The sequence below is a fragment of the Chloroflexota bacterium genome, from assembly GCA_026706485.1.
Lineage (GTDB): Bacteria > Chloroflexota > UBA11872 > UBA11872 > UBA11872 > JAJECS01.
In genome coordinates this window covers 203187-227057 of record JAPOYR010000004.1, presented here as the reverse complement: position 1 = coordinate 227057, position 23871 = coordinate 203187, and the positions used below count along the sequence as shown (strand labels likewise).

The 23871-nt window shown below is 68.8% G+C and carries 20 protein-coding genes and 1 tRNA gene; 14 read left to right on the top strand and 7 right to left on the bottom strand.

The window, feature by feature from the left end:
* Positions 1-1527: a hypothetical protein gene (locus OXG79_03585; GenBank protein ID MCY3782850.1), complete on the bottom strand. Its 1527-nt coding sequence runs from the start codon at positions 1525-1527 to the stop codon at positions 1-3.
* Between the two features lie 105 nt (positions 1528-1632).
* Between OXG79_03585 and OXG79_03580 the strand changes: the two genes are divergently transcribed.
* On the top strand, positions 1633-2616 hold the full coding sequence (locus OXG79_03580) for a Gfo/Idh/MocA family oxidoreductase (GenBank protein ID MCY3782849.1): 984 nt from the start codon (positions 1633-1635) through the stop codon (positions 2614-2616).
* A gap of 236 nt (positions 2617-2852) precedes the next feature.
* Here the strand turns inward: OXG79_03580 and OXG79_03575 are convergent, their stop codons facing one another.
* Positions 2853-4025 (bottom strand): Fic family protein, encoded by a 1173-nt coding sequence (locus OXG79_03575; GenBank protein ID MCY3782848.1) that lies wholly within the window; start codon positions 4023-4025, stop codon positions 2853-2855.
* 261 nt (positions 4026-4286) lie between these two features.
* Between OXG79_03575 and OXG79_03570 the strand changes: the two genes are divergently transcribed.
* From OXG79_03570 to OXG79_03520, 11 genes are all read left to right on the top strand, one after another.
* Positions 4287-4362, top strand: a tRNA-Arg gene (locus OXG79_03570).
* 70 nt (positions 4363-4432) lie between these two features.
* Positions 4433-5035 carry a TlpA disulfide reductase family protein gene (locus OXG79_03565; GenBank protein ID MCY3782847.1) on the top strand — a complete coding sequence of 201 codons (603 nt, stop codon included), beginning with the start codon at positions 4433-4435 and terminating at the stop codon, positions 5033-5035.
* A 697-nt stretch (positions 5036-5732) separates the two neighbouring features.
* Positions 5733-6593, top strand: coding sequence for a phage major capsid protein (locus OXG79_03560; GenBank protein MCY3782846.1), 861 nt, complete (start codon positions 5733-5735; stop codon positions 6591-6593).
* 162 nt (positions 6594-6755) lie between these two features.
* Positions 6756-6983, top strand: coding sequence for a hypothetical protein (locus OXG79_03555; GenBank protein ID MCY3782845.1), 228 nt, complete (start codon positions 6756-6758; stop codon positions 6981-6983).
* A gap of 13 nt (positions 6984-6996) precedes the next feature.
* On the top strand, positions 6997-7803 hold the full coding sequence (locus OXG79_03550) for a hypothetical protein (protein MCY3782844.1): 807 nt from the start codon (positions 6997-6999) through the stop codon (positions 7801-7803).
* Positions 7804-10134, top strand: coding sequence for a hypothetical protein (locus OXG79_03545; protein ID MCY3782843.1), 2331 nt, complete (start codon positions 7804-7806; stop codon positions 10132-10134).
* Positions 10135-10144: 10 nt separating this feature from the next.
* Positions 10145-10825, top strand: a complete 681-nt coding sequence (locus tag OXG79_03540) for an H-type lectin domain-containing protein (protein ID MCY3782842.1) — start codon at positions 10145-10147, stop codon at positions 10823-10825.
* Positions 10825-11838, top strand: a complete 1014-nt coding sequence (locus tag OXG79_03535) for a hypothetical protein (protein ID MCY3782841.1) — start codon at positions 10825-10827, stop codon at positions 11836-11838. Before OXG79_03540 ends, OXG79_03535 begins: the two co-directional genes overlap by 1 nt.
* Positions 11835-12083, top strand: coding sequence for a hypothetical protein (locus OXG79_03530; GenBank protein MCY3782840.1), 249 nt, complete (start codon positions 11835-11837; stop codon positions 12081-12083). Before OXG79_03535 ends, OXG79_03530 begins: the two co-directional genes overlap by 4 nt.
* A gap of 16 nt (positions 12084-12099) precedes the next feature.
* Positions 12100-13107, top strand: coding sequence for a peptidoglycan DD-metalloendopeptidase family protein (locus OXG79_03525; protein ID MCY3782839.1), 1008 nt, complete (start codon positions 12100-12102; stop codon positions 13105-13107).
* Positions 13108-13206: 99 nt separating this feature from the next.
* Positions 13207-13467 (top strand): hypothetical protein, encoded by a 261-nt coding sequence (locus OXG79_03520; protein ID MCY3782838.1) that lies wholly within the window; start codon positions 13207-13209, stop codon positions 13465-13467.
* A 319-nt stretch (positions 13468-13786) separates the two neighbouring features.
* Here OXG79_03520 and OXG79_03515 read toward each other — a convergent pair whose 3' ends face one another.
* Complete coding sequence (locus OXG79_03515) at positions 13787-14782, bottom strand: Gfo/Idh/MocA family oxidoreductase (GenBank protein MCY3782837.1); 996 nt, start codon at positions 14780-14782, stop codon at positions 13787-13789.
* A gap of 687 nt (positions 14783-15469) precedes the next feature.
* Between OXG79_03515 and OXG79_03510 the strand changes: the two genes are divergently transcribed.
* Entirely contained in the window at positions 15470-16645 is a 1176-nt protein-coding gene (locus tag OXG79_03510; GenBank protein ID MCY3782836.1) for a DEAD/DEAH box helicase, read from the top strand.
* 170 nt (positions 16646-16815) lie between these two features.
* On the opposite strand, the gene OXG79_03505 is transcribed toward OXG79_03510, so the two are convergent.
* The 4 genes from OXG79_03505 to OXG79_03490 all read right to left on the bottom strand — a co-directional run bounded on the left by OXG79_03505 (position 16816) and on the right by OXG79_03490 (position 20609).
* Complete coding sequence (locus OXG79_03505; GenBank protein MCY3782835.1) at positions 16816-18330, bottom strand: hypothetical protein; 1515 nt, start codon at positions 18328-18330, stop codon at positions 16816-16818.
* Positions 18330-18971 carry an L-threonylcarbamoyladenylate synthase gene (locus OXG79_03500; GenBank protein MCY3782834.1) on the bottom strand — a complete coding sequence of 214 codons (642 nt, stop codon included), beginning with the start codon at positions 18969-18971 and terminating at the stop codon, positions 18330-18332. The genes OXG79_03505 and OXG79_03500 overlap by 1 nt, the downstream gene beginning before the upstream one ends.
* 25 nt (positions 18972-18996) lie before the next feature.
* Positions 18997-19641, bottom strand: a complete 645-nt coding sequence (locus OXG79_03495; GenBank protein ID MCY3782833.1) for an NYN domain-containing protein — start codon at positions 19639-19641, stop codon at positions 18997-18999.
* 137 nt (positions 19642-19778) lie between these two features.
* Entirely contained in the window at positions 19779-20609 is an 831-nt protein-coding gene (locus tag OXG79_03490) for a Cof-type HAD-IIB family hydrolase (protein ID MCY3782832.1), read from the bottom strand.
* Positions 20610-20810: 201 nt separating this feature from the next.
* Between OXG79_03490 and OXG79_03485 the strand changes: the two genes are divergently transcribed.
* Positions 20811-23729 carry a hypothetical protein gene (locus OXG79_03485; protein MCY3782831.1) on the top strand — a complete coding sequence of 973 codons (2919 nt, stop codon included), beginning with the start codon at positions 20811-20813 and terminating at the stop codon, positions 23727-23729.
* The last annotated feature ends 142 nt before the right edge of the window (positions 23730-23871 follow it).

Here is a 23871-nt window from a genome sequence, read left to right as displayed (position 1 = left end):
CTACTCCCAGGCGTATCCGTACAGGCGTGATCGGAGCAAGTGAAAGCGCACGGCGCAGTCGTCCGCGGGACACACGTCACCGCCGGTCCAACGCGCCGGCGCGGCGGTGCTGTCGCCGCGCCAGGGAATGAAGTCGTCCTTGCCGAAGCCCTCCAGGACGTTGCCATCCGGGTCCAGCAACTCGGCGTGCAGCTCACCCTCGGCCACGGTCGACGTCGCGGCGTTGAGGATCAGCTGCTTGCCGCCGACGGGCAACGGGTGCGTGGTCAGCGTGCCCACCACGTCGCCGCCGGGGCCTGAGACGGCCGCCCAGTAGCGATTGACGGCCCAACTGGCGCGGCAGATGGCGGAGAAGAACGGCCAGATCGTCGGGCCCTTGGCCGCCGGGTCGCCGTGCAGCCCCTCGGTGCCCGAGAAGTACGCGTAGTGCCGCCCGTTGTGCTCGACCATGTGGTGCGAGGGCCACAGCATGCCGCCGCCGTAGTCGCCCAAGGCGCCTACCGCGACGGCGGGCAGGCGCACGCGACGGTCCCAGATGCGTCCGTCGGTGCTGCCGCCCAACTGCAGCTCGATCGTCTGTGTGCGGTTGAGGTAGATGGCGATCACGCCGATGTACCCGCTCCGCACCGGCGTGACGCAGAGCTCCATGATCTGGACGTCGTGCGGGTCGTAGATGTCGGGCTGGATGATGGTCTCGAAGGGACTCCAATCCGAGCCGTCGGGGCTCGTGCGCCGGGCCATCACCCGGCGGCCCTCGGCGAACACGTCGTAGGCCACCAAGCCGCCCGGATGCACCGGCTCGCCCAGCTTGTGCGTCGCAAAGTAGGTGCCGTCCGCGTCGCGGAAGACGTAGGTGGTGTCCGCCGTGTGCTTGGGGTTCTCGTAGGGGATGACCAACCTCACCCCGGGCACCGCGACTTCCAGGACCGGGCCTTCGCTCACCGCCCAGTTGATGCCGTCCGGCGAGAAGTAGCGATACATCCCGCGCGCCTGCTTCTCGCCCGGCGGCGGAGGCGGCAGCCCGCGAATGTGGCCCGGTCCCCCGCCGATGGTGTTGCCGGGATCGCGCATCACGAACATCTCGTAGCGGCGGTCGGGCTCGGCGTCCGGGTCGATCATCACGGAGCTGTACATGCTCGGCCCGCCAGACTCGAAGTCCAGCAGGATGTTGGTGCGTGGGTATCCGGGCTGCGGGCACAGGTCCAACTCAGGCCGCGTCCACTCCACGCCGTCTTCCGACGTGAGATAGGTCACTCGCCGGTAGTTCTCGAAATACCCGGCCGTGAGCGGCGTCGAGACGTGCCAGGCCTTCCACAGGCCGTCGATCGGGTCGTGGGCGAACGTGCCGTGGGCGAACACCGAGCCGCTGTCCCAGGGCATGGCCGGCGTCACCAACGGGTTATTGGGATCCAGCTCGCCCAACTCCTGCCGCCAGGCCAGCATGTGCTGCTCGGCGACGTCGTCGACCAGGATCATCGAGAGACAGTCGGTGCGCCGCTTGACGCTCGTGGGAAACGAGAAGGCCATAGTCGTCCTTGCGGGGGCGCCGCAGCGTCATTGGGTGTTCGGCGAGCGAATCTAGCAGAAACCCTCGGCGGCGCTCCGTGATACGTTGCGGCTATCTGGCCGACGGTGAGGAACGGGCCCATCGACACGGTACGGGTCGGCATGGTGGGCGCGGGCGGCCTGGCCAACATCGCCCACTACCCCTCGTTGGCGGCGATGCCCGACGTGGAAATCGTCGGCATCGCGGAGCTGAACGCCGAACGCCTGCAAGCGACGGCCGACAAGTACGATGTCGCCGGGCGCTATCGCGACTTCCGCGAGCTCGTCGCGCGGGAGAAGCCGGACGCGGTCTACGCGATCATGCCGCCGCAGTATCTGCACAACCTCGTGGTGGACCTGCTGGAGCTGGGCGTCCACGTGTTCGTGGAAAAGCCGCCCGCCCTCACCACCTACCAGACCGAAGCGCTCGCGTGGTACGCCGACCGCCACGACCGGCTGACCATGGTCGGGTTCAACCGGCGCTACATCGAAATGCTCCGACGCTGCCGCACGGCGATCACCGAGCGAGGGCCGTTGCATCAGTGCCTGACCGGGTTCCACAAATTCGAGGGCAGGCCCGACGGCTACGGCTATGGCCGCGGCGCCGGTTCGCACCTCACGACCGACATCGTCCACTCGGTGGACTCCATGCGTTGGATGGCCGGGGGGGAGGTGGCGTCGGTCGCCGCCGACAACCGCGCCGTGGACATGCCGTTCGTCAACAACCACAACGCCCTCGTCACATTCAGCACCGGCTGCACGGCCATTCTCACGGCCTCGCGTCGATCAGGCCGGCGGGATCACTATTTCGAGATGCACGGCCAGGGCGTCTCGGCCTTCTCGGACGACCAATGGCGCGCCACGATTTATCGTGACGGCGCCGCGGATGGCGAGTCCATTGACGCTGCGGAGGTCGGCGGCGGGTCGGAGGTGATCTATCGCTTCGGCTTCTTCGCCGAGAACCGGCACTTCATCGACTCGATCAAGGCCGGCCGCCAGCCCGACACGTGCTTTGCCGACGCGGTCAAGACCATGGACCTGGTCGATCGCATCATGCAGTCGCAGATATAGGGGGCCGGTCCACACCCCGGCGGGGGCTTTGCCTAGCCGTCAGTCCCTGTAGGGGCAGCCCTTGCGGCTGCCCGAATCGAATCGGACGGGCGCCCACAAGGGGCGCCCCTACAGGTTGGCGCGACAGTCGCCTCGGTGGGAGACGGTTGGGCCGTCCGGCCCCCTCTCCCCGCCGTGGGAGAGGGTTGGGGTGAGGGGGGCAAGGGTCTCGCCGGGGGGCTCCGGGCACGCGCCTCTCAGCCTGCCCGATTGCGATTTCCCAGCGGCAGTTCTTGCTGGCGCAGGTCTTCCTCGAACGGGTCGGGAATGGGCGTCCGGTCACGGCGGATCGACTCCTCCAATGCCTTCAGCGCTTCGGAGGCCACGTAGTAGCGCCCACGCGCCTGCCCCTGCGCCACCAAAAGGCCCGAATCGCTCAGCGCCTTCAGGTCGCGGCCCGCGACAACTATGCTGATCTCGGCGAAGTCGCGATAGGTCGCGTTGCGCACGCGGAAACCCTGCGCCGCGTCCCAAAGCGCGCCGAAGCATCGTTCCGGCAACCGACGGCGGGACAGCTCCCGCTCCAGCACCTCTGAACGACGTTCCCCTTCCGCCGCCCGACGCAGCAGCGTCCACGCTTGGCGGTAGTGCGCGGTCAGCACGAACCGGACCCAGGGTCGAGCATCACGCTGCGGCTGCCAGCCGCCGCCGCCGACCTCGGCCAGCACGCTGTAGTAGGCGTCCGTGTTCCGGCCCAGGTACTCCTCGATGCTGACAAACGCCGGCTCCAGCCTCCCCTCGCGCGCGAGCACCAGCGCCTGGAGTCCCCGCGCCATTCGCCCATTGCCGTCGCGGAACGGGTGGATCATGACCAGATTGAGATGCGCCATCGCGCCGCGGATTACTGCCGGTACGGCTGGATCTTGCTCGCGCAGCTCGACGACCAGTTCCTCCATGAGCCCGGGAACCTCGAAAGCGTCCGGTCCCTCGTACACGATGTCGCCCGATCGTTCGTCGCGAACGTATACCGGTCCGGACCGCCAACGTCCCGGTCGCAGGCCGAAGTCGTACTGCATCATCATGTAGTGCAGGCTCCGGATCAGCGACGCGTCGTACTCGAAGTGCGGATCGTCCGCGAGCTGCAAGACAAACGTCATGGCCTCGCGGTAGCCCTGAATCGCCGCCCACACGTCCTCCGGTGCGTCCAGCGGCTCCCCGCCGCCCACGGCCGCCACGGCGTCGTCCAGCGAGACGTTCAGTCCCTCGATGCTGTTGGAGCCTTGGATCGCCCGCGCGGACGCCACTCGCCGCAGCAGTCCGGTCCAGCGCCGCTGCTCGGAAACCTGACCGCGAAGCGCGAGGCGCAGCTCATCCACGCGGGCGCAAACGTCCGCTTCCTGCTCATCGAGCGGCGGGATGTGGAAGAGCATGTCGAATAGTTCTATTCACACCAACGGTCAGTCGTATTATATACAACTACAGATAATCTTGAATAGGCCTCTGAGTCGTTTAGTTGAAAACAATACGACAACGCCGGCGATGATACGGCCGAACGCGGCCGAGGCGTTGACCCGAACGGCCGCATGCCTGCCGGGTTCGCCGAGTCGCGGGTCTATGCCGGGATGCTCCGGGGAGTCACGAATCCCTTCCGTCCGGCCCGGCGAGCCATCTAGTCTTGTTGGCGAAGCTTTGGCCCCGTAGCTCAGTTGGATAGAGCGGTGGTTTCCTAAACCACGCGCCCCGGTTCGAGTCCGGGCGGGGCTGCCAGCCCGTATCAGCGGTCGGCGCCCTTGGCCTACCATGGGACTGCTGGGCTTGGCGCTGGGAGGTGGCCCCCATGAACCGTTGGGTGGCTCGAACCGCCGGATCGGCCGGTCTGGCGCTCGCGGCCGGCCTGCTGGCGCTGACGGCCGCCTGCGGGGAAGCCGGCGACGGCACCGATGCCACGGCGGTGCGGGACCCGGAAATCTCGGGCGAACCATTGCCGGACTTCACGCCCACAGCGCCCGACAGCGCGCTCGGGCTCCCCGCTCCCGAGGTCCGCGGCACGGATTTCGACGGCCGCAGCGTCGCCATCGTCAACGACGGGCGGATGAAGGTGGTTCTCTTCCTGGCCCACTGGTGTTCGCACTGCCAGGACGAGGTTCCCGAGGTACAAGCCTGGATCGACGGCGGCGGCAAGCCGGATACCGTCGACCTCTACGGCGTCGCCACCGCGATCGAGGAGGAGGGATCGAACTACCCGCCGGACGCGTGGCTCGAGCGTGAACGGTGGACGTCGCCGGTGCTGGTGGACACGAACGACACCGTGCTGCGCGCCTTTGGCCTCACGGGCTTTCCGACCTGGGTATTCATCAACGCCGACGGCACGGTGGCCCTCCGCATTGGCGGCGCGATTGGGGCGGAGCAGCTGACGGCATTGTTCAGAGGGCTGCGGTAGGTCGCGCGATCGGTTCGTTCTCCGGGTCGGTGGGGACGGATTGCTGCGTGCGGAGACGCTTGCAAAATCCGGTGAGGCGTAAGCATGGCCGCGCCCGCCGCCGGCGCGGGCCGCGCCTCGACCGCGATCCCACACTGCGCAGCCGGGGCCCTCTCCCGCCTCCGGCAGGGCCGGTCGCCGGAACAGGTCGCGAGACGCTTGGCCCGCGAGGCCGGGCAGCCCGTGATCTCCCCGTGCCAAAGCCAAGCTGGGCTGGCGCCAGGCCCGCATCCTTCGCCACTCCTGTCCGTACTCCATTTGCATACGTTACTAAAGTAACGTAGAGTTCCCTGTGTAAGCACGCACGCGGATGCGCCCGGCGCTCCGGACCCGGAGCCGCGCGAGTGGGTCCCGTGGGTGTGCGCCTCGGTCGGCGCCCGGTGTGGCCGGGCCGGCCCGCAGGCGGCGGACGCGCCTCGCAAGGCGGATGGACGCCCGTGCGGACCGGCGCCGGCGCTCCGGCGTCCCGATCGACGGGCGCCGCACGCTTCCGCGCGGCTGGAAGGCGGCGGTCCGGCAGCATCACCGGCAGGAGTCCGGCCCGGTGCCCCGGCCGCCGCCTTTGGGACGCCCTGTGCCCAGGGGTTCGTCTCTCGGATCCGCGCGGCGAGCCTTCATTGCTCCCCCGACGCCCGTTTGGGGCGTGAAAGGAGAGTCCATGGCGATTACGACAGGCGCCTCGATCGGAGACGTCGTCGACACGGTGATCGCCGAGGCGCGCCGGACCCAGATGCACCGCACGGTCATGGAGCCGCTGGTGCGCACCTACCGCGTGAGTCGCGGTGCTGGCGACACGCTGGAGATTCCCAAGTTCGGCACGGTCACGGCCGGCGCCCTCACCGAGGGCGTGGACATGACCAACCCGCAGACGCTGGCGACCACCAAGGTCACGATCACGCCGGCCGAGGTTGGCGCACAGATCGTGATCACGGACCGGGCGCTGCGCACCGCGCGTGAGGACATGGCGCGCGCCGCCGGCCGCGTGCTCGGCGACGCGGTGGCCAAGAAGCTGGACGCCGACCTGCTGGGGCTGCTGGACGGCTTCGGCACGTCGCTGGGCGCCACCGGCGAGTCCATCTCCATGGGTCACTTGCGCGCGGCGGTGTCGCGGCTGCACGCGGCCGCCGAGCCGGCGCCCATGCCGTACTTCGGCGTGCTGCATCCCTACCAGGCGCATGACCTGGCGGCGGACCTTGCGCCCGTGGGCACCTACCCGGTGCCTAGCGGCATCTCGCAGACGGTGCTCGAGAACCACTGGGTCGGTCGCGCCTTCGGGGTCGACCTCTTCCAGGCCGGCAACTTGCCGGTGGACAACGCCGACGACGCCAAGGGCGGGGTGTTCTCGCGCGAGGCGTTGGTCCTGGTGATCTTCAAGGACTGGGCCGTGGAGCGCGAGCGCGAGCGCGACGCCTCGCTGCGCGCCTGGGAGCTCAACGTCGTGGCCGACTACGGCTATGCGGAGTACCAGGACGCCTGGGGCGTGGAGATGTACTTCGACGCGGCGGCGCCCAGCAGCTAGGCCACGGGTGCCCCGGCCGAGATCGCATGCCGCGACTTCGGCGCGGCGCAGGGGCGGTTCACGAACCGCCCCTGCCTCCTGGCCCTGCGGGCCTCTTGGTAGGGCCGCCCTACGGGAATGACGACGGGCGCTGCATGGCGCCGGTGAAGAAGGGACGTGTGAATGTCTGGTCCGATCATCTGGATTCCGCGGGAGCGGCGGGCGCGGCTGGTGCACCGGTTTCGCGGCGCGACGCCGCATTCGCCGGTGGTGGTGGTGACCCCCGACGCGAGCGAGGCCGCCGACGCGGCGGCGGCGGCGCTCGAGCGGCAGCACCGGCGTTTGGCCGACCGCGGCAGCGCCTTCAGCGAGCGGCTCGACGCCCAGCGGCCGCAATGGCGCGACGCTTGATGGGTGGGCGGTCGTGAGCGTCACGCGAGCGGCGCTGCGGCAGGCCGTGGCCGCGCGGATGATGCGCACAGTGGTCGGCGTCGCCGGCGGCGGGTCCACCGTGGCGCTGGCCGACCCGGACCGGCTCCAAGACGCCGGCGCGTCGGACGAGGTGTGGACCGGCGCCTGGCTGCACATCACCGCGGGGGCCAATGCGGGCGAGGTCCGGCGCGTGACGGTCTACGACCCGGCGTCGGGGTCGGTCACGGTCAATCGGCCCTTCGCACAGCCCATCGACGGGACGTCGGCCTACGAGCTGCTGCGCCTACTCTCGCCGGCGGAGCTGCATCAGGCCATCGACGACACGCTGGCGCGCTGCTGGCGCCGAACGCTGGCCGACCTGACGTCGGTCGCCGACGCTCAGCGGCAGTTCCCGCTGCCGGCCTGGGTCACTCGGCGCCAGCAGGTCGTCGAGGTTTGGGAGCGTCGCGGCGAGCACCTGCGCGCGGTGGATTGGTGGCGGCTCAGGCGACGTCCCGTTGCAAGCCCTTCGCCGTTCTGGTTGGAGGTTGGGCACGCGCCGGGCGGCGCGTTGGTGGTCGAGGCGCTGCGTCCCTACGAGGCTCTGGCCAACAACCAGAGCATCACCGACGCCCCGGCTGACTGGGTGGTGGCGGGGGCGCTGGCGCACGCCTATCGCCGCCTGCGCCGGGACGCGGCGGCGGCGGATGTGGACCGCTTCGCCGTGCTGCAGCAGGAGGCCGCGCAAGAGTTTCAGCGGCTTTCCCGGCTCTACCAGCCCAGGGCCGTGCGGCGGGTCCAGCTCGGGGAGCGGCTGTAGATGACCAGGTCGCAGCGATCCCCCTTCCCCCATGACTGCGTGCTGCATGGGACGGGCCTGATGCTGGACGACGACGGCGGCCTGGCCTGGCGCGAGCGACGCTTGGAAGCCTTGCCGCCGCCCATTTCGGGGCCGGCCCGGGCCTATGCGCCGTTTCCTCCCGAGCATGAGGCCGCCTGGACCACCGGCGACCTGACGGGCGGCTACGGCGCCAGCACGTCGCCGGCGGAAGCCGGGCGGCAATACGCCCACGGCTTCGTGGACGCGCGCTTTCCCAATCAGATCATGCTGCCGCCGGCCCTCACCGAGAGCCCCACCAGCGCGGACGGCCCGGTGCGCGGCCATTTCGAGCTGGGCGGCGTGCTCTACGCGCTGATCGGCTCTGCCGTCTACCAATCAACCGACGGCGCCCGCTGGACGCTGGCGCACCAGTTTGGCGACGGCGTCACGCCGGTTTCGGCGGCTGTCTTCCAGGGCGCGGCGGCGGCGCCCCACGCGTTCGTCGCGGTCGGCGGCGGGCCCGGTGACGGTCCCTATTGGACGTTCGACGGCAGCGCCTGGACGCCCCATCCGGGAGTGCAGGCGAAGCCGACCGCCGTGCTTGTGACCACCGACGGCGGCGTGACCTACACCGATCAGACGGAGTCGGCCGAGGTTCACCTGAGCGGCTTGGCCGCGGGCGCCGCCTGGCTGCTCCTGGGATCCGACGCACCGTTCGACAGCGTGCGGCTGGACCCGCGCGAGCGGATCAACCGGCGCGCCACAACGCTCAGGGCCGAGTTCTGGACGGGCGCTGCATGGGAGCCTGTCGGTGACTGGGTCGACCGGACGATCGTCGAGTCCGCCACGCTGGGGCGCGCCGGCGCGGGAGAGTTCACGGAGCCGGTCACGTGGCGTCCCTCACGCATCGAGGGCATCCACGCCTTCTGGCTGCGCCTGTCGGCGACCGCGACGCTGGACGCCAGAACGCGGCTGCACGCCATTGCCGTGCACCAGCCCCGCAAGGCCGACCGGTTCCTCGTGGTCGGAGATGCGCTGTTGCGCTCGTCGTCGGAAGTGGGCTTTCCCCGGATTTCGCGCTCGGTGGACGGAGGCGGCGCCGCGACGTGGACGTCCGGCGAGTCGGTTGGCGGCCCGGGTCAAACCGTGACAGCGCTTGCGTCGCTGGGCGACCGGCCCTATGCGGTCAAGAGCGACGGGCTGTTTCGCCTTCGATCATCCGGTGAGGCGGCGTTCGAGGCGTCGTGGCCACGTCCGGCGGCACTGCGCGATTGGAGCGACGGCCGGGGAGGCGCGGTGTGGCGCGGGGCGTGGTGGCTGCCATCGAAGGAGGGGCTCTATCGCTTCGCGCCGGGCGCGTTCGAGCTGGTGGGGCCCGAGACGCTGCCAGACAACGACTCGCCGGTTCGCGGCCGCATCACCGCCTGCGCGGGCGACGCCTTTTTCTTGTACGCCGCCCTCCGCAGCGACAAGGGCATCACCTATCTTCTGTGCCACGACGCGGAGCGCGACGCCTGGCATCCGCTGGCCGACCTTGGCCAACGCGAATGCCGCCATATGTGGGTCTCGGACGTTCCGGGGCCAAACCCGCGGCTGTATCTCGGGCTGGACGACGACATTGGCGCGATCATCCTGCCGCGGCACACCGCCAATCCCTTGCACGACCCCCAGTGCCGCTTTGCCGCGTCGGGCGAGCTGCGGCTGTCGCGCTTCCACGGCAGCCCCGCCGCCCGGCGCACCGCGTTCCTCGGGCTGAACATCGACGGTGCGCGGCTGGGGCCAGACGCCTTTGTCGACGCCGCCTACCGGCTGGATGGGCACGGAGCCTATGCGCCGCTCGGTCGGTTCGCCACCGCCTCGGGCCAGCGGGTCGACTTCGGTTCGGCGGTGGCCGGAACTTCGATTGATCTGCGCCTGCGGCTCACGACACACAGCGACCGCGCCACGCCGGTGATCCGGGCCGTCACACTGGCCTACGCGGCGCGCACCGGCTTCCGGCGGGTCTTTGACTTCCGCGTGCGGCTTGCCGACCAGCTTTCGTTGCGAGACGGGGGCCGCGACCGTCGGACGGCGCGTGACCTCAAGCGGGCGCTCATGGCCGCGGCGGCTTCGGAGCTGCCTGTGGTGCTCACCACCCCGGACGGCGAGGCGCTGGAAGTGTTGGTGCGCGAGGCCGAGGTCCGCGCGACGGGCCGGCCGCTCGCATGGGCCATGCACATCTCCGCCACGGAGTACCGGCCGACCGCCGCCCATGGCCGGCATCGCCGCCTCGCGACCTATCGCCATGACCACCTGGCGGCCTATACCCACCGCCAGATCAGCCAGCTCTAAAGGAGGACCGATGCCAACGACGACGCTGAATCTCAACCTCACCAAGCCGCTGCCCACGGAGCGGTATGACGTGGGGGGCGTCAACGCCAACGCAGACGCCGTCGACGCGGCCTTCGATGCCGCCGCCGGGCATCGGCATGACGGCACGGCCGGGCAAGGACCACCCCTGGACAGCGACGCGCTCGCCGACGGGGCGGTCACGGACCCGAAGTTGGCGCCCGGCGCGGTGGTCACCGACGCCTTGGCGGACGCAGCGGTGACCGCGGACAAGCTGGCCGACGCCGCCGTGACGGCGGCGAAGCTGGCGCCCAGTGTCGGCGGCATCGCGCTTACCAGCGTCCAGGACGGCGCCGGGCGCAACGACACGCGCGTTTCCACCCTCCGCGCGGAAGCCGGTTGGAGTTTCATCTCGCTCGCCACGCTGCAGAGCGACGAGAAGGCCATCACCTTCGAATCGGCCTTCGGCTCGGCGCCGATCGTGTTCGTGTCGCTCCTTGGGGCGCATGGCGGCGCCAGCCCCCCTGAGTCCATTGACGACTTCGGCGATTACCACGCGCACCACCAGCGCTTTTCGAGAGTGTTCGCCAAGGACATCACGGCCAGCGGGTTCACCGCTGAAGCCGTCCGCGGGAGCGCGTCGCATGGACAGTGGGCGGGCTTTGCCTGGATGGCGCTTGGGGTGAACGCCTAGTGCCCCGCCCGGTCCCCGACCCCGCGCCCCTCCTCGGTGTGCATTTCTGGAATCCGGCGCGGACGCCGGGCTATCCCGTGCCGACCCTCTTTGTCGAGCATGTGTATACGCATCCCAGCGGCGGCCGCCAGCTGCACTGGCTGGAAATGGCGAGCCGCTGCCGCGTGCTGCGCGACGCCGGGCATCGGGTTTTGCTCAAGGTCAAGTACCGAGCCGGCGTCGATCAGCCGCGGACCGGGGCGGAGCTGGACGCCTATCTCCACGGGCTGGAGGAGCTGGCGCCGAATTTCGGCGGCATCGACGTGACCTTCGGCAATGAGCCCAACTGGCGGCGCTCCGAGGCCGACGACTCCGGCGTGAGCCCCGCCTGGATGGCGCGGGTGTTCAACGGCGCCGGCAACGAGCCGAGCGATCCGTGGAACGCCCTCCAGGTGTGGCGGACGCACGCCGCATCCCGCTGCCGCTTCTTCGTCACGCCCACGGGACCATTTGCCCCGCGCGACGGGCGGCCCAAGGCCGCGGTGGAGCAATCGCCGTGGGCGTGCTATACGGCGGAGTTTTGGGAGCGGTGCCGGGACGCGGCGCGAACGGCCTGGTCGCGGCGCTTCCAGGGCGTGGCGCTGCATGCGTACGCGCGCACCGGACCCAACGGCGACGCCCACGGGGGACGGCACGAGCCGTGGCGCGACCCGCGGGATCGACGGGGGCGGCGGTGGGGCTCCAACGTCTTGCAGACGTGGGACGAGACCCTGCGCACCGTCGGGCTGGCGCGCAAGCCGGTCATCATCGCGGAGTACAACGCGCGCACCGATGCGCCCTCCGCCGCGGCCTATCCGCCGGGCCTGCTGCCGAACGCCTTCGCCTACGCCTGCGCCGTGTTCGGGCGACGCCTCGAGGGTCTGGCCTGGTTCGTGGATGCCAACGGCGACGGCCAATGGCGCGATGAGGCCTTGACCGATGGCGTGGGGCGGATGGCGGAGGCCGACGCCGACTTTCGACGGATCTGGGCGTGACGAGCGGCGCACGCCCGACGCCCGACGGCAACGGCCGCCTCCTGGCGCGCATCGACGAGCGCACGGCGTCGATCCTGCGCGAGGTGGCGCTGTTGCGGGCGGACCTGGCGGCACACAAGACCGAGTCGCGCGCGACCTACGTGACGCGGGCGGAGTTTCGACCCATTCGCAGCGTGATTTACGGGCTGGTCGGCCTGACCTTGACGAGCGTGGGCGGCGGCGTTCTGGCCCTGGTGCTGCGATGAGGGGCGGGGCGAGCTGATGGCCTATCTGCCGCCGCTCGACGGCGTCATTCGCGTGACCTCGGTGTTCGGCCTGGACCGCGGAAGGTATCGCCACGGCGGAATCGACCTGGCGCTGCAGCGGGAGTCGGTGTACCGCCGTCCGGTGAAGGCGCCGGCGGCGGGAACGATTGAGGCAGTCTGGACGACGGACCGGCCGAGCACGCGGGAACCGTCGGTGCGAGACGGATTTCCCTACGGCAACGCCGTGGCGCTGCGCGATGACGCGGGCGTGCTGTGGCGCCTGCTCCACTTCGACGAGCCACCGACGGTCGGCGTGGGCGAGCGCGTGGCCGCCGGCCAGACGCTCGGGCATTGCGACTCGACGGGGAACAGCACGGGGCACCACGTGCATCTGGACGCCTCACCGCAAGGCGTCATAGACCCAGCGACCTTCCGCGTACGGGGCTCGCGGGTCGACCCGCTGCGCCTATACGCGGACGCCTACGCGCGTGACGCCGGTTACGACCCCGAGGTGCTTCGGCGGCAGATCACCCTGGAGAGCGATTGGAACCCGCTGGCTGTGAGCTTGGCGGGAGCCGAGGGACTGGCGCAGATCAATCCACGGCGGCACCCGGCGATGCGCGGGCGCACCTTCGACCCGTTCGCGGCGCTGGACTATGCGGCGCGGCTGATGGCGGCGCACCTGGATCACCGCGGCGGCGACTACCGCGAGGCGCTGGCGGACTACTACACCGGCCGCGGTTCGGACGGCGCGTTCCGTGCGCAGGGCTACCACTACGCCGACACGATATTGAAGGGCTTGGACATGGCACGTACGGCGGAGCTCGAGGCGCTGCGGCGAGACCGCGACGCCAACCACAGCCGCAAGCTCGCGGCGCTGGCGCACCTCGGCGAGGTGATCCAGGCGGCGCGCAGGGCGGGTGAAACCGCGTTCCGCCCGGAGGACTGGCGACGGGTCATGACCGCCGAGCGGTTCTATCACGACCCCGTGGCGCGTCCCGATCAGGCGACCGGCGCGGAGTAACGGAAATCAAAGACGCCCGCCCGCTGCGGAGTTTCGGCGGTCGGGCTTGGCGAGATGTGACCCCGTACCTGATACGGGGCAAGCGATGGAGGCAGTTGGATGAAGGGACAGCCGATGACGACGACTTACAGCCTGAAGCTGGGGGTGCTGCGGCGCTTCGCGCGCATCGTGAGCGCGGCATTCGTGGCCGGTGGCGTACCCGGCGCGGTGGCCGCCGTGCAGAGCCCCGAGATCTACCAGCTTGGGACGCAGCTGCTGGGCGCGGCGGGAGTGGCCGTGGTCGCCGGGACGCTCGCGGCGCTGGACAAGGCAGTGCGCGGCCGACACGGATCGTGGTTGGGGATGCTGCGACTGAGCTAGCGGTCAAGCGAGACGCGGCGACTACGCGTTCACTCCCACGACCCCTGGCTGGGTGATGGTTCCGTGGCGATCCGACATCGGAAACGGAATCCGCCACTCTGAATGCAGGAAGTGGTCGAGGAGTTGATACCTGGTCGCCGCGTCTCGCAAACGGCGGCTCAGCTGCCTATCCCGGGACCCTGGTGGGGCGTCCTCGGCGCGGCGGGGCTCCGGGCCTGGCGCGGAACGTGGGGCCGGAGCGGGAGAGTGAGTGACGAACGTGGGGAAGCGCCGGACCACGCGGACCCGGGGCTGGCCCACTTGGCGTAAGCGGCTGGTGCTAGGGGATTTCGGAGAGGTCGACGGGGCGGCGTTCGCGTAGGGAGACGTTGCAGGCGACGGCGACGCGCAGAGCCTCGAGTGCGTCGTCAACGGTGCTGGGCGACGACATGCGGCCGCGGGCGACATCGAGGAATGTCGCGATTTCGGCGGCGTAAGCGTCAGCAAAGCGGTCGTGGAACATTGCGTGGGGCGTGGGGTGAAGCGGCGGGCCGTTGGGTTCGAGGGAGCGAAGGGGCGCCTGGTCGTCCCAGCCGACCACCACGCTGTCGCGGGAGCCAAATAGCTCCATGCGCACGTCATAGCCCAAGGGGTCGTGCCGGGTGTAGCCGGCCAACCCGAGCGCACCGTCCGAGAGGGTGAGCGTGGCTACGGCCGTGTCAGCGTCGTCGTAGCGCTCGTAAACCGAGAAGGCGCGCACGGTGGCGTCGGCGTAGACGCGCGCGATTTCCTGGTTGGTGACAAAGCGAAGGGCGTCAAAATCATGGACGGCAAAGTCGCGAAACATTCCGCCGGAGCCGGCGATGTAGGACTCGCTGGCGGGTTCGGGATCGTGGCCAGCGGTGCGGAAGGTGTAGAGCGTTCCAAGCCCACCGGATGCGACCAGATCGCGCGCGGCCCGATAGCCGGCGTCGAAGCGGCGCTGGAAGCCCATGAGGACGGGAACGTTGAGGGCATGCACGCGGGACACGATGTCGCGGGCGCGCTCGAGGTCGTGCGAGATGGGCTTTTCGCACATGACCGGCACACGGGCCTCGACGGCCGCGCTGAGCAGGTCGGCATGGGCGGTGGTGATGGCGGCGATCACCAGCGCATCGACGGACGACAGGAGCGCGTCAATATCCGCGACCGCCTGCATATCCAGATCGGCGGCTACTGTGGAAGCAAGCGTCGCGTTGATGTCGTGCAGCACAACGGCAGAAACGTCGGGGTTGGCTGCCAGCCGTTCGGCGTGCGGTCGACCAATGCGGCCGACCCCGGTCACGCCCACGCGCATATCAGCGAGTCCGTTTCAAAAGTGGGAACCGGTCGAGGCGCCCAGGTTGATTGGGTGGACGGTACGCAGCGAATCGGCGGCATGGCAAGACCCGGCTCGCCGGCGCGCCGGCCGCGTTGGACAAGGCCTTGCGCAGTCGACACGGGTCGCGATTGGGGGTTCTCTGGATCGGCTAGTGCAGCGGCTGGCGAAATTGGCGACATTTGGTGAATCGGGACCCTCCCCATGACACCTCGGCGGTCTGTTAGGGTGAATACAGGCGCCACAATCGGCGCACCTGGGATTCACCCGGCGGCGGATTACCCCTCGTACAACTCCTGTCCGTTTGTCTCCTCGCCCCGCGCTGAATCGCCGTGTTCACCCTGCATCGCCCATGGAGTTCATGTCTGTATGTCTTTTGAATCTCGACCGACCCGGTCACGTCGTCCCCGCCGTTCCGGCGGCCATCCGGCCGTCTGCGCCGACTGCGACACATCGACCACCGTCCCATTCCGACCACGGCAGGACCGGCCGGTGTACTGTCCACCGTGCTTCAGCGCTCGGCGCAACGGATCTTCCGCCGCGCCAAGGGCGCGTGACTCGGAGCCGCGCTCTACGAGCACTCCTACCGCTGCCGACGCTCCCGACTTCTCATCAGCGTTTCCAGGGATTGCCCTGCGTGCGGCCAGCCGAGCCGCCCTTACGCGCATGGGCATCTCGGCGCCCACGCCCATACAGGAAGAAACCATCCCCCAGTTCCTGGCGGGGCATGACTTGATCGGGCAGGCGCGCACCGGGTCCGGGAAGACCCTGGCCTTCGCGGTGCCCCTTGCCGAACGCTGCGACCCGTCGGTCCGCCGGGTCCAGGCCCTCGTGCTCGTGCCCACGCGCGAGCTGGCCATACAGGTGGCCGGCATCGTTGAGGCTTTGGCCTCGCCACAGGGGATGCGCGTCACATTGCTCTACGGCGGCCGGTCGTTGCGGCCGGAACACACGGCATTGAAACGCGGCGCCCAGATCGTCATCGGCACGCCGGGCCGCACGCTTGACCACCTCCGGCAGGGCACGCTCGATCTGCGCGGCGTGCGGGTCATGGTCTTGGATGAAGCGGATGAAATGTTGGATATGGGGTTCGCCCGTGACGTTGAGGCCATTCTCGACCGGACGCCCCCCAGCCGCCAGACGGTGCTCTTTTCAGCGACGATGCCAAGCTGGGTGGCGCAGACGGCGGCCAAGCACCTGCGCAACCCGGTGACGGTTCAGGTGGACGCGAACGTGAATGCGCCGCCCACCGTCGAGCACCTGATTTACTCGATCAAGAGGCACGACAAGCTGGGCGCGCTCCGGACCCTGCTCGATGATCGAAAAGACGCGCCGGTCATCGTGTTTGGACGGACCAAGCACGGTGTGAAGAAGCTGGCCAAACAGCTCGCGGCGCTGGGCTATCCCGCCGGCGCGCTGCAAGGCAATCTCAGCCAGCGCGCACGCGAGCGCATGATGGCGGACTTCCGGTCTGGGACTACGCCGGTGCTCGTGGCAACAAACGTCGCTGCGCGAGGGTTGGACATCCAGGGTATCGAGCAGGTCATCAACTTTGACCTGCCCGACTCCGAGAGACTCTTCACCCACAGGGTCGGACGAACCGGCCGCATGGGCCGCTCCGGCGAGGCCGTGACCTTCGTCACGCCAGAAGAAGAAAAGAAGTGGCGGGAGATTGTGCGCGGACTCGGCCGCCGCTTTATCCGTAAACCGTGGAACGCGCAGCGGGCGATGACGCAAGGCCCAGATCAGACGCCGCAGGGGCGGCAGCGGGGGTTCCGCCGCGGAACGCCACGGCACCGCCCGGCCTTTTCCGCCCCCAACGCTTCAGCCATCTCCAGCTAGGCGCCAGACCTACGCAACCTCGGCCGCATTCGTGGCCGGCGACTCGAACCACGGCGAGGGTGGCCGCCGCCGCGCTGGTCCCCCTGGTCAGGACCGCGCGAACTCGCTACGGATTCCGCGACGGGATTGTCGGGATCGGCTAGCGGCGCACAGCGTGCATCGCCCCGCGCTCACGCGAATAGCGTGGGCGACACCACCGCCAGAAGCGCCAGGGTGCCGCCGACAAGGCAGGCGGTGACCAGGGTGGTGATTCCGACCGCGGGCCATACGAAGCGTCGCCAGAATCGAGGCCGGTGGCCGGAGAGCCCCGACCAGGTGGCCACGACCAGAAACACCCACACGAAGATATGGAGCATCACTTCGCCAATGAGCCCCCAGTGGCGTGCGTCCCGTGGACACATCTCGACAATTGAGCGACCGGTCCACGCGGTGCGCAGCGCCAGGTCATCGGCATGGGGCGTTGGCGCACCGCTGACCAAGGCTGCGCCCTCGGCGATCGTGTCACCGCTGTTCATGCCAAGAAACACCCAGGGGACTGGACCCGGCAGGGTGCCCACGGCCAGCGTGTAGACCTTCGCGCGGCTGTCGGGGATGGGATCGAAACCGAAGGTGGCCGTCGCGTTGCTGAAACGGGCGCCATGGACCTCGGCGCGGCTCTCGCGGATCGGGCGATCCGAGCCCTCGGGTGTCAGACGGGCGAAGATTTGAGCCGTTGCGCCAGGTGGACCGCCGTCGGCATACGCCCAGACGTCGATGCGTGAGAGGTAGTCCTGGTGCACCCTGAACGGCTGCTCAACCAACGTGATTGGGCCGGTGTAGAACCGTGGAGCGGTGAGTTCCCAACCGTCGCCTTTGAGGTATCGGTGCGACATCAGGGAGAACGCGCCAGCCGCCAGCAGCGCCGCGCCCACCGCGACCACCACCCAGCGCTCCCCCGCGGACATTTCGCGTGCCGCGTGGGCCGATTTCGGTCTGGCCAACATCTCCACGAGGATGACCGCCAGCGCGGCGGCGCCCACGATTTGCGCGGATTCTTCCATCAACTGTTGCCAAGCGGGAATCGGGATATTGAGCACGTTGAACGCGTCTTGGGCCACGGCTTCCACCAGGAGGACCGCCGCGAGCAGGGTGCACAGCCGCAAAGCGGGATGGCCGCGCTGATCCGTGTGGAAGACCCAGCCGGCCGCGGCGAGCAGCGGAGCGAACAGCGGCACGGCCACCACGAGCCAGCGGGGCTCCAGTGGCACCGTGCCACGCCCCAGGGTCGCCGCGTCAATCCAGGCCATGTCCGCGACGACCCAGTCTTTCCGACTGAGACCTTCCTCGAGCGCCACGAGCGCGGCCAAGACCGCCACGCTCAGCCAGCCGAGCACTCGCAACCACCTGCGCGCGTCCGCGGGCGTGGGACGGGCGAGTTGCGCGAGTCCCAGCGCGGCGATGACGGCCCAAACGACCACGGAGTACGTGTTTGCCAGCGAGACCTCCGTTTCGGCGTCCAGTTCCCTGAGCCAGGCGGCCTCTCCGAGCCATCCGAGGCGCTGCGCGTCACCCGCTGGAAGGAGCGCCAACGCGATATTTGCGGCCAAAAAACCAGCCAGCAGCCAGGCCCGGACGCGCGGACTGGCCGCCGGCACTGCTCGCATGAAGCGACGGGCGATCGCCGCAGCGCCAAATGTCGTGGCCATCAGGGCGCGCCGCTCGGCGTATTCGCGATGGTGGGCGCAATGCGGCGCAGGTCATCCCAGGAGACCGCGCCGGCACGGAGGATGCGCGGGCGGTCGCCGGTGAGATCCACGATGGTGGAGGCGGTGCCGCCAACAGGTCCGCCGTCCAGCAGCGCGTCCACGGCGTTGCCAAGCGCGGCGCGGGCTTCGGCGGCGGTGGTGGGCGGCGGGTCGCCGTGGCGGTTGGCGCTGGTGCCGGTGATCGGAGCGCCCGCCCGTCGACAGATCTCGCGCGTAACCGCCATGCCCGGCACGCGCACCGCCACCGTGCGGCGCGCGTCGGTGATGCGCGAGTCGATTTCGGGCCGGGCCGGGATCACCAGGGTCACGCCGCCCGGCCAGAAGGCGGCGCCAAGCTCGTCGAGAAAGGGCGCGTCAGTGCCAACGACCGCGACCTGCTCCGACGAAGCCAGCAGCACGGGCATGCCGGTTCCGAGCGCGCGGCCCTTGATGGCGGCCACGCGCGCCACCGCCTCAGCGTTGGTGATGCAGGCTGCCAGGCCGTAAAGCGTGTCGGTGGGCACCACCGCCACCCCGCCGCCGGCGATGACTTGGGCGCAGCGGTCGATGGCTGCCTCGGTGGGTAGCGTGGAGCGACTCATTGGCCGCCGTCCTGGGGCGGCCGACTCACCGCTCGCCGGAGGCCCGCCACGCTGACGGCCGCGCGATCGTGCCGTGGGAATCCAAGAGCTTGACGGGGAACTGACACTCAGGAAGCAGGGAGTGGTCAAGGAGTCGATAGCTGGTTGCCGCGTCTCGTAAGCGGCGGCTCACGTGTTGCTGCGGGTCGATCACATGGACGGGAAAGTTGAACTCCCGGCGCACCATGCGAATGACATCCACGAAGTCGGAGTCGCCGGTGACGACGAACGCGGCCTGGCTGTCGCGTTTGGCGGCGTCGCGCGTGAGATAGGCCGCCAGGTTGGCGTCCGAGCCCTTCTCTCGAGTCTCGATGACTCTGACGAACTCTTGCCCGTCTGATCGCGGGGCTGCCAGCGGCCGCTTCGCAGTGTTTGACTGGAAACGCCCCTCGTGAATGTCCAACTGTGGGATCGTGCGCAGCGCGCGCAGGTAGGTCTGCTGCCGAATCTCCTTCTGTGGATTATGGGATCCGCTCCTGATGAGCGCCGTGAAATAGCGGATGCGGCGGAGCGTGAATTCGGGCTCGAACAGGCAGAGGCTAAGAGCTTGCAGGTCAAGCCAGCGCCAAGGCGTGTGTCGCAGCGCCCGATAGAAGAGGTTGAATCCGTCCACGTAGAGGTTGGCGTCCACACGCGGAACGTAGCAGAGGCCGCCCGCAGGCGGCCTCTATCCCAGCCGCCGAAGCAACTGGGGTGGTTAGCCCTAGTTTACCACCGGAGAGCGAATGACACGTTGGATTTCAGGCCCGCGTGGCCCTCGTTGCCGTCTCACGGCGCCCCGTCCTCGCCCAGCACGAACCGTTCGATGGCCAGCGCCGTGCCGTCGTCCGCGTAGGTCCCGGTGACCCAATCGGCGGCGGCCCGCACGCGCGGATCACCGTCGCCCATGGCCACGCCGACGCCGGCCGCCGTGACGAGATCGAGGTCGTTCAGGTTGTCGCCGATCGCCATGGTCGCCTCGGGCGCAATGCCCAGCGCCCGCGCGAGCAAGTGCAGGGCCTGGCCCTTGCTCACGTCCTGCCCGATCGCTTCCGCGAAGCGTGGATGGGAGCGAGTGATGTCCAGCACCGATCGGAAGCGCTCATCGAGGTCGTTCACGATCGCCGGCACGTCGGCCTCGTCGGCCACGATCACCAGCTTGGTGGTACCGCGGTGCACGGCGGCCGCGAGATCGGGGATCAGGCGGATCGGCACGTCGGAGGTCTCGGCGTAGAAGCGGCCCTCGGGCGTGGCCGCCTCCATGTAGAGCTCGTCGTCGACGTAGGCGTTGATGTGCCAGCGGCGCGTCTTGGCATACGCCACGACGTCCAGCCCGGGTTGGACCGGCAGCACGCTCGAGTGCAGGGTCTCGCCGTTTTCGGGGTCGCGCACCAGCGCGCCCTGGTAGCAGATGATCGGCGCGGTGACGTCCAGGTCGCGGGCGAACCGCCGCGCCGAGCGAAACATGCGCCCGGTGGCAATGGTCACGGCCACGCCCCGCGCCTGGGCGCGGCGAATGGCCGTCCGCACCCGCGGCGTGACGCCCTGCTCGCCGCTGACGATGGTGCCGTCCAGGTCCAAGGCCAACAGCTGGATCGCGGGAGACGGGGATTGGCTCACGAGGGGAATGCCGCAGGGTTGATTGCAGGGGATAGTACGCGTCCGGCGATGGGCCAGGGTCTTTACGGTTGCCGCGGCCTGTGGGTACCGCGCGCCGACGCTGGCCGGTCGCCAGGGCGTTGGCCATACTGCCGTTGCGGAGTGCTGGCCGCCGCTGGCGGAGGCGCCAATGACTGTCCGCATCCCTGAGTGACGATCGCCATGCCACAGCTCCACCGGCGTGAACCCTGGCGCCGCCTGCGCGTGGCGCCGGCGGTGCTGGCCATCGTCGCCGCGGCCGCGCTGACCGTTTGGCCGTCGGCGGCGGCGCTGGAGTGCGAGGGCGTCCCCCTCGACGACGGCTGCCTTTTCACCATCACCGGCGGCGATACGGCTGATCCCAACGACGGTTTCGCCGTCACCAATGCCGGCGGCGTGCCGCTCTGGGACTTCGTCCGAGAGCGCGACCTGCAGGCCATCGGCTATCCCGTCAGCCAGCGCTGGGCGCGCGGCCCGTTCACCTTGCAGGCCTTCCAGAAGGTGATCCTGCAATGGGATCCCGGCAAAGGTCGGATGAACTACTACAACACGCTCGACGTGCTGGCGAATCGCTATCCCGACGTCGAGCTGCCCAACGTCCCGCCCCACCAGGTACTGGAGGCCGATCAGGGCGCCGACTTCGCCACGATCACCAAGAACCACCTGGTGCTGCTGGACCAAAACGCGGCCATGAAAGACCGGTTCCTGAGCGAGCCCGACTGGCTCAATCTCTACGGCCTGCCAATCCGCTACGAGGAGCGGGAAGTCAACGGCCATCCCCAGGGCCTGCAGATGTTGCGAGCGCAGCGGACGGTGTTCGTGATCTGGAACGTGCCCGCGCCGGGAACGACCGTTGGGCGCGCGAACCTGCAGAACGTGCCGGACAAGGTGAAGCGGCTGAGCAACGTGATCATCCCGGACGCGGCGAAGGCGCCCGTTGTACAGCACGAGATCGCCGGACTTCCCGTGTTCGCGCTGCCCACGACCGCGCCACCTCCGGAACCCACACCTGTGTCAACGCCGGCGCCGCCTCCGTCGCTGCCGCTCCCGCCGGCGTCCGACCGGGAAGCGCTAATCCGGCTCTACCACGCCACCGACGGACCAAACTGGGCCAACAACGCCAACTGGCTGAGCGAGCGGCCGCTCAATGATTGGCATGGCGTCATGGCGGACGAGTTCGAGCAGGTCATCGAGTTGCACTTGCACGACAACCGGTTGCGCGGGACCATCCCGCCCGCATTGGGCTTCCTCGGCAAGCTGCGCCGGTTGACGCTCAGTCACAACCAGCTGCGGGGCGCGATCCCACCCGAATTTGGCTACCTCGCCAGCCTCACCCAGCTCGACGTCAATACCAACCAGTTGAGTGGCGCGATTCCACCGGAGCTGGGGCGCCTTGCACTCCTGGAGCACCTTTGGATCCATCACAACCAGTTGAGCGGAGAAGTCCCACCCGCGCTGGGCGGTCTCACCAACGTGAGAACGCTGGGGCTCGAGCACAACCGGTTGCGGGGAGCGATACCTCCGCAGTTGGGCCTCCTCGCCAGTGTCGACTGGTTGGGGCTGCATGAGAACCAGCTCAGCGGGACGATCCCGCCTGCGCTGGGCCGGCTTGCCACCCTCGAGTTTCTGGGGCTCCGAAACAACCGGTTGACTGGAGCGATCCCGCCCGAGTTGGGCCAGCTTGCCAATCTCAAATGGCTCGGGCTCGAAGGGAACCAGTTGAACGGCGCAATTCCGCCGGCGCTGAGCCGCCTAGCCAATTTGGAACGGTTGCTGCTGGGCGACAACCAACTCAGCGGCACAATTCCTCCGGAGTTGGCAAGTCTCGCCAACTTGAAGGTGCTGGAACTCTCTTCCAACCACCTGGCCGGCGAGATTCCACCGGCGCTCGGCCGTCTCGCCAATCTCAGCAAGCTCAACCTGGAAGATAACCAACTCACTGGTGCGATCCCGCGAGCCTTGGGTGGTCTCGCCAACCTGGAATGGCTCGGATTGGGCGACAACCAGCTGCACGGGCCGATCCCGCCTGAGCTTGGCGGCCTTTCCAATCTTCGGTGGCTTTCGCTGCGGCGCTGTCGGCTCAGCGGGACGATCCCGCCTGAACTAGGCAACCTTTCGAACCTGGCGCATCTGCAGCTCCACGGGAACCAGTTGAGCGGCGCGATTCCGCCGGCGCTTGGCCGCCTGACCAACGTGGAACAGCTTGTGCTCAGTGCAAACCAGCTCAGTGGGACGATCCCCGCCGAATTGGGCGAGCTCTCCAACCTGAAAGGACTTCGGCTCTATTCGAACCAATTGGAGGGACCGATTCCGCCCGCGCTCAGCCGGCTGGCCGGCTTGGAGCAACTGTTGGTCATGCACAACCGGCTCACGGGGCGCATTCCGCCCGAGCTGGCGAGGCTCGCGAATCTGTCCGTGCTTGGGCTCGACTACAACCACCTGCGGGGTGAGATTCCGCCAGAGCTGGGGAGCCTTTCCAATCTGGCCGCCCTCCACCTCACCGACAACCAGCTGACTGGTGAGATTCCGCCCGAGCTGAGCCGCCTCGCCAATCTGACCAAGCTGGAACTCGGTCACAACCAATTGCGGGGTGAGATCCCACCGGCGCTGGGCCGCCTGGCCAACCTGAAGACCTTGATGCTCCATGAGAACCAGCTCAGTGGGGCAATTCCGCCGGCACTGGCGAACCTCATCAATCTGGAGGTGCTGAAGCTCAGTTCCAACCAGTTGCGGGGCGAGATCCCACCGGCGCTGGGCCAGCTCCACAATCTCGAACGGCTGGAACTCCCCGGCAACCAGTTGACCGGGACGGTTCCAGCTCAGCTGGGCAACCTGGAAAGCCTGGAACGGCTCGACCTCCACGGGAACCGACTCACCGGCCCGATCCCGGCCGAGTTCGGTCGCCTCGCCGCCCTTGAGGCTTTGCTCCTCCGAGACAACCCGTTGAGCGGCGAGCTCCCACCCGAGCTGGGTCGGCTGAACAACCTCAAACTGCTTCGGCTCGCGGGAATCTCGGTCACGGGGTGCATCCCGCAGGGGTTGCGAGATGTGGCGGACAACGATCTTTTCAGGCTCAACTTGCCGTTCTGCGAGGGTGGCTGAGGCTCACGCGTCCCCGGCGGTATCACGGCCAGCGCCATACGGCCCGGCGTCGGAGAAATGGCGCTGAGTCAAGCACAGCCGGCGCACGAAATTCGCCGCGAAAACACGCCGTTCAGGCGGCCGTGGCATCGCGCGAGGCGTA